At 47.2% G+C, this 14,125-nt stretch carries 4 protein-coding genes; all 4 read left to right on the plus strand.

What is annotated here, in order from left to right:
* The first annotated feature begins 9 nt into the window (after positions 1-9).
* The 4 genes from Q9R46_RS21805 to Q9R46_RS21820 are packed head-to-tail and all read left to right on the plus strand — an operon-like array spanning position 10 to position 14,123.
* Positions 10-5,157 carry a condensation domain-containing protein gene (locus Q9R46_RS21805; RefSeq protein WP_311281744.1) on the plus strand — a complete coding sequence of 1,716 codons (5,148 nt, stop codon included), beginning with the start codon at positions 10-12 and terminating at the stop codon, positions 5,155-5,157.
* Between the two features lie 42 nt (positions 5,158-5,199).
* Positions 5,200-6,096, plus strand: coding sequence for an FkbM family methyltransferase (locus tag Q9R46_RS21810; protein ID WP_311281745.1), 897 nt, complete (start codon positions 5,200-5,202; stop codon positions 6,094-6,096).
* 47 nt (positions 6,097-6,143) lie between these two features.
* Positions 6,144-10,298 (plus strand): MupA/Atu3671 family FMN-dependent luciferase-like monooxygenase, encoded by a 4,155-nt coding sequence (locus Q9R46_RS21815; protein WP_311281747.1) that lies wholly within the window; start codon positions 6,144-6,146, stop codon positions 10,296-10,298.
* Positions 10,299-10,307: 9 nt separating this feature from the next.
* A complete protein-coding gene (locus tag Q9R46_RS21820) occupies positions 10,308-14,123 on the plus strand; it encodes an SDR family NAD(P)-dependent oxidoreductase (protein WP_311281748.1) in 3,816 nt (1,271 codons plus the stop codon).
* Positions 14,124-14,125 lie beyond the last annotated feature (2 nt).

Genomic DNA, 14,125 nt, shown 5'->3' on the forward strand with positions numbered 1-14,125 from the left:
AAGCTGTTAATGCGTAAGAGATTGCTTGATTGGAGCATGGAACAAAACGAGGATGGGCTCCCATCGCCTTCACCTTCTACGGTATCCAAGCATGATATCGCGATAATTGGCATGGACGGGCGAGTGGCAGGAGCCAACAACCTGGAGAATTATTGGAAAATGGTCGTAGATGGCGAGTGGTGCATTCGAGAATTGCCGGAACAACGTAAGCCTGACCCGGAGGCTTTTATGTCCAGAATGAAACATTTGGGTCTGGCGGAGAACGAATGGGAGTATTCCTTTGAAGGATTCCTAGACAATATCAGCGGTTTTGACGCTGAATTTTTCCACTTGTCTCCCAAAGAAGCGGAGTTGATGGATCCTAACCAACGGTTGTTTCTTCAGGCAGCGTGGGGGGCTCTCGAAGACGCAGGTTACGGCGGCAAGCGAATCATTGGCACCAAAACAGGATTATTCGTCGGCTTCAGCTCCGACTTTGGGGAGTCCTACAAGGACTATATTCGGCTCCTTGCACCTGATCAGGAGGGGCTATCAATTCCGGGCAATATCAAGTCCGTCATTGCAAGCAGGCTATCTTACTTATTGGATTTGAAAGGCCCGAGCATGCTGGTAGATACGGCATGCTCTTCCTCTTTGGTTGCCGTCCATATGGCCTGTCAATCCATTCGTAACGGGGAGTGCGATATGGCGCTTGCCGGCGGAGTCAAGATTAATTTGCTGCCGCTAGTTGCAAGCATGGAAACCGATATTGGAATTAGATCTTCCGACAGCTTAACAAGGACCTTCGATGACCAAGCTGACGGAACGGGATTTGGCGAGGGTGTCGCTTGTTTATTGCTTAAGCCGCTTTGGAAAGCCATGAATGACGGAGATCATATCGAAGCAATTATCAAAGGCAGTGCGGTTAATCAAGATGGGCGGTCATCCAGCCTCAGCGCCCCCAACCCTTCAGCGCAGGAAGAACTGCTGATTGCCGCTTGGGAAGACGCGAACATCCAGCCGGAATCCATCTCTTATCTAGAGGCGCATGGAACAGGAACAAGGCTGGGAGATCCTGTCGAAATCAACGGGATTCAAAGAGCTTTTTCAAAATATACCGATAAGCGGCAGTTCTGTGCGATCGGATCTGTAAAATCGAACATCGGTCATCTCGACCATGCTGCTGGAGTGGCCGGACTTGTGAAGGCGATTATGGCCCTTAAACACCAAGTGCTGCCGCCAACCTTACACTTTAATCGTCCAAACCGCAGTATCCGACTCGAAGAGACCGCCGTATATGTCAATGATCGAATGCAACTGTGGCCGCGAGGGAACACTCCAAGACATTGCGGCGTCAGTTCTTTCGGTCTTAGCGGAACGAACTGTCATATCGTATTGGAAGAGGCGCCGAGCCTTGTTCTGTCTAGGGTTGACCATACGGAGTCAAACCATTTGTTTACGCTTTCCACTCGGGATGAAGACACCATGCATAGGCTTATACGCGAATATGCAGATTTCCTTGAGAACAAGGCAGAATTAAGTCGCTTGGCCGATATCTGCTATACCGTGAATACGGGAAGAGGCCGATATGCATGTCGTTTGGCTGTCGTGGCGAGCAGTAAGGAAGACTTGCTTGCCAAATTGAAAGGCATTGCGACTGATCCGAAACAGAGTTCGCATTCCATGCAAGGAGTACATTACAATTGCGCAGTTCAAGGGGAAGAATTTCGTATCGTCGAGATTCAGGATCGCAGGATAAAATGTGCAGTTGAGAGCTATATGTCGGAACATGAGGTCGATTGGGAACAGCTTTATGAGGGGATCGATGTCAAGAAGGTGAGTCTGCCGACCTATCCCTTCTCGGCGGAACGCCGTTGGGTTGTGGCGAAGGGAGAGACGAGCCAGCCTGAGGTCGATATCGGACCATCTGACGAGCGGCTTTCAATTCACAAAAGGAATCTATCCGATTGGTTCTACACGGCGACTTGGAAATATTTGAAGCTTGTTACTCAACCAATCCCGACCAGTCAACAGAAGCCTTGGGTTGTATTTATGGATTCCCATGGTATAGGCACAAGTATAATCGATCAATTGCGAGCGGAGGGCAACACGGTTATTGCGGTTTCTGCCTCGCTTCGTTATGAAGTGACTAATCCGCATGATGTGTCCATGCGAGTGGGTGATCAAAACGATTATGTGACTTTGTTCGAAACCCCGATTCTCAAACAAGCGGTCTCTGTGAATATTGTCCACTTATGGGGACTTAATAACTCAAGTAGCTTTGAGACGGCGCAGGTCAATGGATTATACAGCTTGATTCTCTTATCGAAAACAATCGGCAGGCTTGGGATGAAGGATGAGACGAAAATTCAAGCTGTAACAGATCAGTTATTTGACATTACGGGCAATGAATCACTTAACCCTGATAAGGCGACTGTGCTTGCTGGCTGCAAAGTAATTCCCCAGGAGTATATGAATATCAGCAGCCAGTGCGTGGATTTGGATATGGCTGACCTCCCGGCAGGTAACACATTAGCAGCTAGACTGCTGGAGGAATTCAATGCTGACCGTTTGGAGCCCGTTGTAGCGATGAGACACGGTAAGCGACTCGTTCAACAAATTGAAGAATCAAGATCGTTCGCAGGAAGAGCGGATGCCTCTGCGATCGTTCAGGAGGCCGGGAATTATCTCATTGTCGGCGGGCTGGGAAATATCGGGTTTGTCGTTGCAGAATACTTTGCGAATATCGCTCATGTTCATTTGATTCTTGCAGGACGGACTGTTCTTCCAGAGAGAAAGGATTGGGACCGTATGCTGGTCTCCGGCGAAGTGGAGGTTTCGGTCCGCGCTAAAATGGAGAAAATCTTGCGTTTGGAAGCGCTTGGAGCCAGGGTTACGCTCATTCAATCGGACATTGCGGATGAGCAGGCCATGTCGGAGAAGGTTAAGAATGTTGAGGCCGTATCCGGTCCTATCAAAGGTATTATTTACGCTGCGGGTATTTTGGAAGGGGAATCGATCGAACTCATTGATCGTATTCAGATCCCTCACTTCGAAGGGCAGTTTCAAGCAAAGGTCAAAGGACTTCAAGTACTGGACCGAATTTTCGAGGGACACAACCTGGATTTTTGCGTTGTTTTCTCTTCATTATCTTCAGTGCTTGGCGGTCTCGGCTTCTCGGCTTATTCGGCTGCGAACATCTTTGCTGACCATTTCGTCGTCAAGCATAATCAGACATCGGCCAATCGTTGGATCAGTATAGGATGGGATGCATGGCAGTCGGAGAGGCGTGATGGATCGCTTAGGTCGACATTAGATCATTATACAATGGCGTACGATGAAGGACTTGAGGCCCTCAGCCGCATCATTGTCATGGGCAATCGTGAGTATGATCATGTCGTTGTATCGAGCGGATCTTTGGCCGAGCGGATGAATCAATGGATTCGAATGGGTACTGTTCAGCCTCAGTCTCCGCCCGTTCGTAACGCCGAGGGTTCACCAGGCACCGGTATGAGGTCCGTAGCGAGACTTGACTCCTTGCCTGCCGCCATAAGCATCGAGGGAAAAGATAACGGCAGTTACACGGCGACGGAAGTGAAGGTCGCAGATATATGGTCGAGAATGTTGGGGTTGACCAAGATAAACATTCACGACGATTTGTTCTCTCTCGGCGGCGATTCGATTATTGCTTTGAGGATAGCAAATCAAATAGGCAAAGAATTAAACATAAGTCTTCAGATCAGCGACCTGTTCGCGAATATGACGGTATCGGGATTGTCCGAACTCATTGACACGAGAAGCACGAACGAAACGACTATAGGTCTTAGCTATATGAATCAAGCAATGATAGGCTCGGCGTTTGAATTGTCGCATGCACAAAAAAGAATTTGGGCTATACAAAAAATGAATCCCGAAATGACAGCGTATAACCTCATCTCAACGTTGTCGATTGAAACTGAAGTATCGCTAGACCTCTTCTATAAGGCACTTAATCGGGTTGTAATGCGGCATACGTCTTTAAGGACTTATTTCGTTGAGGACAACGGAGCGCCAAGGCAAATCATTAAACCGAGCGCAGACATTGTATCGGAAATGATAGATCTTTCGACGGAGGACTCGCCGCATATTAAGCTAGCAAGCCAAATCAGGTATCAGAATAGTTTGCCGATGGAGTTAGGCGAGGTCCCGTTGCGAATTAAATTGTACAAGCTTCATGAGCGAAGGTATGAACTCTACGTCAACATCCATCACATCATAACAGACGGTTGGAGTATGGATATATTCAGTAACGAGCTGTTTGAAATCTATAACGGGCTGATAACCGGCCATGAAATCGAATTAGAGCCAGTTCCTCTGCAATACGTAGATTGGGTTGCGGAACAGGAGCAATTGGCATCCAGCAGCCGATATTTGGAAATGGAAGGCTACTGGATGAATGAGCTTTCCAAGCCATTGCCACTCCTAAACTTCATCACGGATTATAAGCGGCCGGAATTTCTGACTTATAAGGGCGGATCGGTTCACTTTACGCTCTCGGACGCTCTGACTCAAGAAGTGAAAGCCATGTCGCATCGCGAACGCATAACCATACAAGCTTTGTTGCTGGCAACCTATTTCGTTTTGTTGCAAGCATCGACCAGAGATGAAGATATTATCGTCGGCGTGCCGACTACCAATCGGAGCCGTGCTGACTTAGAACGAGTAATTGGACTGTTTACGAATACCGTATGTATAAGAGCCCGATTGCAGCCCTATGATAGCTTCAGAGATTTCGCCAAGTATGTGAGCCAAAAGAGCTTAAAAGCTTTTTCGAACAGCCAGTATCCTTTTGATACGCTGGTTTCTAAGATTAATCCTGAACGTGATCCGAGCAGAACGCCGATATTCTCAGCCATGTTCCATTTCTCGAATCAAATTCCTCAAGAAGTCGAAGGGGTAAGCTTATTCGATCTTAATTTATTATCCAAAGAGGAAAGCGGGCAGTTCACTTTCAGATTGGAATACAACCGCGATTTATTCCATGAAATGACGGCTTTGATGCTAGGTAATTATTTTCAATCCTTAATCACTCATATTACGGATAGGCCGGAGATCACGATTAACGAACTGGTCCGTCTCGTCAAGGCTCAACGGACACAGGTGTCACCAGAAATTCAATCTATTGATTTTAACTTTTAGTTTAATAGGCTGTTATTCTGAATATACAAGGAAGGTGAATGAATGAATACGAGAGAAATGCAAATTGCAGAAAACATAAGCAAGGGGAAATTTCTCAAGTTAAAGGATCAAATCCATAAATTTGCGGGGATGGCCGACGCCTTGAGAACGCTTATTCGTAACGATATCGCAAGTATTGAAATTACCGAGCACATAACGCTAATACATCTCAAAGATGGCAGAAAGTATAAATGGAACCCTGAAATTCTGGATATGGCAGTTTGGTTATTAGAGAAAGGGACCGTAGAACCGGAAGAAACAGCGATGGTTCAACGTTTGGTCGGAGAAGGGAATATCGCATTGGATATCGGGGCAAATGCGGGATGGTACTCAATTTTATTGGCCAATTTAGTAGGCGAGAACGGAGAAGTCCATGCTTTCGAACCGTTGGATGACGCGAATCAGGCCCTGATTGAGAATGCGGAACTGAACGGTTGCACGAACTTGCATGTTCATCCGCATGCCGTTAGCAATAAAGAGGGGGAGTCAGAATTATTTGTACCTAGTTATCATCTGAATACACTGGCCTCCTTAACGCCCAATCCATATGTGAGCGAAAGCAGACTGAAGTGCCAATTGATTTCTTTGGATAGATTTGTTCAGGACAACAGCTTATCCAATGTACATTTTATTAAAATTGACGCTGAAGGCCATGAACTAGCTATACTGCAAGGTGCAAAGCAGATGATATGCGCATGTCATCCTATTCTCATGCTCGAATGTTTGGATCAAGAGGCATTCGAGGAAATACGACAATTCCTTGAGCCGATAGGTTACTCTTTCTATATGGCGAAACAAGGCGTTCTGGTACAAAAAGTAATTCTGGGGCAACTGGGTCAGGAGAGTAATATATTCTGCATGCGGCCTGAGCAAGCGGCACCCTATCTGCACGAATGTTAGGGCAACAGCCATTCACTTGTCACCATTAATACATGGGGGTATTGTTTGTGATCGATGCGAGGAACGGGTTCACGACAAACGAAAGTATGGATGGAGCAAACAATCCATTCATACAGTTTGAATTGCCTGAAGATCTATCGAGAAGTCTTCTGTCTATGGGTGGGAGCTCCGATTATGCGCTTTACGTCTTGTTAACTTCCGGTGTCTGGTATTTGATGGAATTGTATACGAACCAAAATCGGGTCGTGGTGGGGATGCCAGCAGTCGGTGAAGACGAGAGTCCGGAATTTCTTAGTCCGCTAATGTTTCTTGAAGTTCAAACTACTGATCTACATTCCTATAAAGAGTTTCTCTTTCATTTAAAGGGAGCATTGTCGGAAGCTTTGAAAAACCGAAATGTGCCCGCATATCATCTGTATGACCGATTGGCATTAGAGACGAGCCCGGACGGCAAATTGTTGCTACCAACGATCGTATCCTTAGATACGTTGCATCATAAAAACATGGAGATCCGGAAGAGCGTCGAAAGCGATATATGGTTTCATTTTGAAAAAAGAGAAGAATGCATTTCCGTTCGTATTGACTATACGGTAGCCTACCAGACTAACCAAGTCGAGCGCATCCAACATCATTTAATTCATTTTTTTCGAACGGTTACGGCTAATCCAGACGTCTTGCTGGATGAGATTACTGTGCTTACCGAAAATGAAATACAAATGTTGAACACTATTAACGATACCCGAATCGACTATGATTCCGAACAAACTATCCACGGTAGCATCGAGGCTCAAGCAGCAGATTATCCGGACAGAGTGGCGTTATGCTATAAAGGCAAGGAAATGCGCTTTGAAGAGTTAAATGGCCGAGCCAATCAACTTGCGAGATTCTTAAGGGAAGTCCACCACGTTCAGCCGAACGATCGCGTAGCCCTTATGATGGATCGCTCCTTAGAGATGGTAATTGTCATATTAGCCATCCTCAAATCAGGTGCAGCGTATTTGCCGATCGATCCCACGATGCCTCCCGAACGTGTTCGGTTAGTTCTGGAAGATAGCGAGTCCAAGCTCATCCTTACGCAAAGCCAGCATGCTTTTATTGCGGGAGATGCATCCATTGTTCTTATAGCAAATAACGAACAGGAGCGGATTAATCAGCAGCCTTCGCATAATTTGCCATCCATAGCTGCCGCTGAGGATTTAGCTTATATCATCTATACATCGGGTTCTACCGGAAAGCCTAAGGGAGTAATGGTCGAGCATCGAAACGTAATTAATTTCTTTGCTGCGATGGACGAACAATTAAAGCCGGATGCGAACAATGCGATGTTGGCTTTAACGACCGTTTCATTTGACATATCGGTCTTGGAGTTGCTATGGACATTAAGCCGCGGCGTTCAAGTGACCATTCATCCTAATGACGGGACGCAGTGGGAGGATTTTGACGCATACCTGCAACCAAGCCGCGTTGCTTCAATGGAATTTAGCCTGTTTTTCTTCTCTAGCTATGATCACGCTCAGGAAACCGATAAATATCGGCTTCTGCTGGAAACTGCAACGTATGCGGACCAACATGGATTTCGTGGTGTATGGACGCCAGAGCGGCACTTCCATGAATTCGGGGGGCTATATCCTAATCCATCGGTAGTATCCGCGGCGTTGGCGATGGTTACGAACCGACTGCAAATTCGTTCGGGAAGCGTGGTGTCACCGTTGCATGACACAATACGAATCGCCGAAGAATGGGCTGTTGTCGATAACTTATCGAAGGGAAGAGTCGAATTGTCGTTCGCTTCCGGCTGGCATGCGGACGATTTTGTGTTTTCACCAGATAAGTACCAGGGGCGCAAGGAAGAGATGGTCCGGCAAATTGAACAGGTGCGGTCGTTATGGAGAGGGGAATCGGTGACCCGCCAGAACGGTTTCGATAAATCGATTGAGGTTAAAACGTATCCCAGGCCGATTCAGAAGGAATTGCCGATATGGGTTACGACTGGGGGCAACAGCGATTCTTTCATTGAAGCGGGAAAAATGGGCGCGAACGTATTAACGCATCTGCTTGGACAAGATCTTGATCAGTTGAAAGATAACATAATTCTTTATCGCCGTGCGTTGAAGGAAAACGGGTTTGAGCCACGCAGCGGCAAAGTGGCGCTAATGCTTCATACGTTTATCGGCGAAGACATGGAATCCGTCAAAGAAATCGTTCGCAAGCCATTTATCGATTACCTGCGCTCCAGCCTAAGCCTTATCAAAAATTTGGCCGAGGATTTTGCCATTGACCCTGTTGCGCTTGAAGACCCCGAGGTTATCGAGAAAGTGCTGGAAATGGCTTTCGAAAAGTATTGGGATACGGCCGCTTTGCTTGGCACTCCCGATAGTTGCTCGGAATTAATTGAACAGCTTTCGATGATCGGCGTGGATGAGGCTGCCTGTCTCATCGATTTTGGCGTTGAGAAACAAGCCGTTATGGACAGCTTACACCGGTTGGCTTCGTTGAAAGAACGTTTTCGTCCAGATAACGAGCAACTTCAGGAGGAGGCCGCCAGTCGAAAGATTACAATGTTGCAATGTACTCCTTCCCGATTAGGCATGTTGCTGACGGATGAACGTTCCCAAGCATTTTTGGGTTCTTTGAAGAAAATCATCATTGGCGGCGAGGCGCTTCCGACCCAGCTTGTGGAGTCGTTGCGGAAGCGGACAAGCGGAGAAATCTATAATATGTATGGCCCCACGGAGACAACTGTATGGTCAACGTGCTACAAGCTTATGAATATCGAAGGAACGATCCCGATCGGTCGACCGATTGGAAACACGCAGGTCTATGTACTGGATAAGCGTAGACGTATGACACCAATCGGAGGTTACGGGGAGCTATATATCGGAGGAGACGGGGTTACGCGAGGGTATTGGGCTCGGGAAAACTTGACGGCGGAACGATACGTTCAAGACCCGTTCTCAGACAAGCCTAATGCCCGCTTATACCGAACGGGGGATATCGGAAAATTCCGGGATGACGGCACGATTGAATTCCTGGGTAGGGAGGATCATCAAGTCAAAATTCGCGGGCACCGCATCGAGCTTGACGAAATCGAGTACTGGATCAGAGAATATGAGCCCATTCGGGATTGCGTCGTGACTGCACGTAAAGACGATGGGGAAGAAACGTATTTATGCGCTTACGTCGTGTCCAACAAACAGCTGAGCACATCTGAGATTAGAGGATATTTGTTGCAACAGATTCCGAACTATATGGTGCCTGCACGGTTTGTCGTGTTGGATCAATTACCGCTCACATTCAATGGCAAGATTGACCGCAAGTCATTGCCTGATCCATCGAGCCTTGCATCTGTTAGGGAAGGGGACGACATGCCTTCGAGCGAAACGGAGAGGGAGCTTCAACATATCTGGGCGCAGGTGTTGAGGGTGGATGCGAATGCAGTCGGGATGTATGATAACTTCTTTGATCTAGGTGGAAATTCCATTTTGCTGATTCAGTTGAATTCCCAAATTAACAAACGTTTCCCGGATACGGTATCAATGACGACCCAGTTCTCCTTGCCCAACATCAAAGCTTTGGCGGGCTATATCGATAAGAAAGGGGCAGCTGCAATTGCCAGGGTAGCATTCCCGGTTTCATATTTTGAAAGTAGCGGCGAGGAAACGTCATTATACAAGAAATATCAGTATCGTCTGGAAGGAGAGGCACTGACCGCGCTTCTTGATAAGTCAGTCTACCATCACACTTCCATCGAAACAATCGTACTGGCCGTTTATATTTACCTATTAAGCGAATTGTCGGATTCTAGCATGGCTGAGGTAGAGTACATCTCCGAAGCCGAACATTGTCGTCTAAAGGTGGATGTTAGCCAAATCGAGGATCTCCCCGCCTTATTTGCTGCGGTTGAACGTTCCGAAAGGGTAAAGCGGGAGTGGAATCAGAACTCCCTGTTAGAGGCGGTATCTGGTGAGAACGGGAACTCCAACTCCGTTATAATTCTGTTCGGCGAGTTCCCGGAACAGGGCATAGTTGAAGCATCGATAGGTGCCAACCTGATCCGGCTGCAGGCAGAGGAGAATGAGCAAGGCATTGAATTATCGCTTGTCGCATGCGGCCATTTACTTAATAAAGAAGCTTGTAAAGGTCTATTTAATCGGATCATTCGATCATTATTGGGGTTTGCAAGCAGAAGGCAGGAGAGTTGAGGGATAAGTGTGAAGAAATTGTTTCAAGAAGACAATCAGGCTAGCTTTGAAGTATATGAGTCCGAATCTTCTCTTCAACAAGAACCAATAGCTGTTATCGGAATGGCGGGCAGGTTTCCGCTCGCTAATGATTTGGAGCAATTTTGGTCTAATTTGACTGTAGGCATGGACTGTATTACATCCATCCCAGACAGCCGGAAGGAGACGATCGAACGGTATTTTCAATTAAAGAATATGCCTCTCGATGACGCATCCTATGCAAGAATGGCATACCTGAACCAGATCGACCTGTTCGATTCGGAATTTTTCAACATTTCTCCTCAGGAAGCTAATCTTATGGACCCGAACCAGAGAATTTTTCTGGAAACCGCTTGGACTGCATTTGAAGATGCGGGATATGGGATAGAGAGGCTTAGGGGAAGCAAGACCGGGATATATGTCGGATATTCTAACGAAGGCACGAAGTATAAGGAGCTCATTGAAGATTTCGAGCCTGAATCGTTGCCTGTCGCAACGCCTGGGAATTTACAGGCAATCATTGCAAGCCGAATCTCTTATTTGATGGATTTAAGAGGCCCAAGCATGCTCATCGATACAACGTGCTCTTCTTCCTTGGTTGCAATCCATACCGCCTGTCAAGAGATTCGGAATGCCGAATGTGATATGGCGATAGCGGGAAGCGTGAAGATTCATCTTACGCCAATAGAGAGCGATGCCAAGATTGGGATTGAATCCTCGGACAGCAGAACCAGAACATTTGACAATTTATCGGACGGTATCGGACTTGGGGAAGGAGTCGCTGCCGTTGTTCTGAAACCATTGCGGAGAGCTATTCAAGACGGTGATCGCATATATGCCGTAGTAAAAGGGAGTGCCAAAAATCAAGATGGAGCTTCAATGGGTATTACAGCTCCTAATTTGGAGGCGCAAGCGGATGTTATTACGAGTGCTTGGGCTTTTTCGGGCGTGGTGCCAGAAACGATCAGCTATATAGAAGCACATGGGACCGGGACGAAATTAGGAGATCCCATTGAGATTGCAGCGATTGAACAAGCTTTTCGGCGTTACACTTCACGCAAGCAATTTTGTGCAATCGGTTCGATTAAGTCGAATATGGGGCATCTGGATACGGCTGCTGGGATAGCGGGGTTTGTCAAAGCCGTTCTTATGCTTCAGAACAAAGTTCTTATTCCTACGTGCCATTTCCAAAGGCCTAATCGAAAGGTAGAATTCGAGGGCTCCCCTGTCTATGTTAACGACCGTTTCATGCCGTGGGAGCCGATCGGTACGCTACGCAGATGCGGAATCAGTTCATTCGGGTTAAGTGGCACAAACTGCCATATGGTTCTCGAAGAATACGTTTCAGATGCCGCACAGACAGAAAAAGACAACCAGATGCATCTCATTGCTTTATCAGCCAAAAGCAAGAAAGCGCTGATGGAATTGATGGCTCTCTATATCGATATGTTGCAAGAGGATAATAATATCTCGATCAACAATCTTTGCTATACGGCTAACGCGACAAGAGAACATTATTCGCACCGATATTTCGTGATATTTCGAAGTCAGACGGAACTGGAGTCATGTTTACGGAGTGCCCTTGCCCATGATCTGCAACTAACTGCCGGGGAATTGAGCCGTTATTCCGAACATAAACTGGGCAGTGTTCGGGGTACAGCCGATTCAACGCATATCAGCGAGGAGGAGTTGCAACGGATATCGAAGGAGACAGACCAACTCATTGCGCAACTGGTGAAGGGGGGGAAGTCTGACCCTTCGAAGCTATTCGATCTAGGACTGTTATATGTTGGTGGAGCGAAAGTGAAATGGAGAGAGCTGCATAAAGGGAAGGGTACACGCACAATCAATGCTCCAACGTACCCATTCCAAAGAAAGCGGCATTGGCTTAGAAGCATGGATGCCGTGGAGCCGAATTGGGCAGCACAAACTGACTATTACCAAGTGAAATGGATCAAAGAGCACCGGCTTGGCAGAAATGCGGTCCATCGCGGAGGGGGCATATTGATACTTGGGCAGCCCGAAATGATGCGCGATAAACTTGCTGGCGAGGTCGCAAAGCTGCTAAGGCAGGCAGGGCTGGATGTGGTCGAAGGAGTCGTAGCAGAACGGAACGAAAGTTACGGCAACGGATCATATGGCTTCATGGACACAGATGCAGGATATCTATACTTACTACAGCAAATTGGAGAAAAATCGATTGATCAAATCATACATTTGGGAGGCTGGTATGAGCGCAATTCTTCAACACAATTGCTATCGGAGCCCGACCTGTCGGGTTTAAACAGCCTTTTCCGCTTGGTACAGGCACTCGTCGTAGCAGAGAGAAAGCAGTTGATGGATGTCGTGCTCATCACTAAACAGGCTAATAGGGTTACCGGAACGGAGAACGTAACGCTGGAACACTCCTCTTATATTGGTTTTGGGAAAACCGTTGGCCAGGAACATTTGAATATTAGATGCCGAAGCCTGGATATCGATGATCTTTATAATATTACAGATATAATTAGCGAACTTTCTTATAAAGGAAGCACATATTCGGTCGCTTATCGCAACGGTGATCGTTTTATTCAAAGAATCGAAGCAGCGGCATTCGTGCCTGCTCAGAAGCCAGTTCTTAAGGACGGAGGCGTGTATCTCATCACGGGCGGTTTGGGGGATATCGCTCTAGAGGTGGCAGCATGGGCTGCCAAACAAAAGAAAGTTCGACTATTGCTTGTCAACCGCTCCTCGCTACAAGAAGCTGGTATGGATTCGGGCACGCGACTCGAGCGAATCAAATCCAAACGATCCAAGATCCAAGAAATCGAGGGACTTGGTAGCCAAGTACACCTATTTCAATTCGATATTGCTGATTCGCAAGCGTTATCGGAGAATTACTCCCAATGGCGGGAGCAATTCGGCAAGGTAGATGGGGTATTTCATTGTGCAGGGGTAGCGGATCCTTCGTTGATTCAAGACAGGCAACTATTGGAGGCGGAGGAGGTACTGCGTCCCAAGGTGCAAGGGACTTGGGCATTGCAGCATGTGTTGTCACAAGAATCACTCGATTTCATGGTACTGTTTTCTTCAGTGGCTTCACTCATGGGCTTATACGGGAATAGCGATTATGCGGCGGCAAATGCCTACCTGGACGCGGTTGCGTCACAAGAAGGCGATGCTTCTGGTAAAGTCATATCAATCAGTTGGCCTGCGTGGAAGGATATGGGGATGGGGAGAGCACTGGACAATGAAGGGGAGCATCTATTCAGCCCTATTCTGCCTGTGCAAGCGATCGCGGCAATGGAACATGCGTTGTCCAGTTATCGTGGTCATGTCATCATTGGGAGTATGAATATGAGCCACCCATTGCTCACGCATCATGATCTTGCGCCTATTCAAGTTTCGGTGGATGTTCAGGGTACCGGCAAGAGAAAGCCAGACGCAAGCGTTGCGCCTGCTAGGCAAACGGTGTTGTCAGGCAGCGCACAAGGGTATTCGGATACGGAAAAGCAAATTGCGAAGATTTTTACGGATGTTTTGGGAATCGAGGAGATAAGCATTCATGATCACTTCTATGAAATTGGTGGTAACTCACTGCTAGCAGTGGAGTTTATTAACCAGATGGAAAGAAGTTATCCAGGAATGATGGACATTGCCGACCTGTATTCCTACCCCAGCATCGCTCGAATCGCTGAGCATATCGACGGCAAAAGCAACAAGCAGCAGGAAGGAAAAGACGACCCGCTGGACTTACTGCTGGACGGCCTTGAGGACGGGAGTTTAACATTCGACGAAGCACTGGATCTGTTTTCCAAGGGGGATTGACT

Origin of the sequence: Paenibacillus sp. RRE4 (genome assembly GCF_031844205.1) — a bacterium.
Taxonomy (GTDB): Bacteria; Bacillota; Bacilli; order Paenibacillales; family Paenibacillaceae; genus Paenibacillus; species Paenibacillus xylanexedens_B.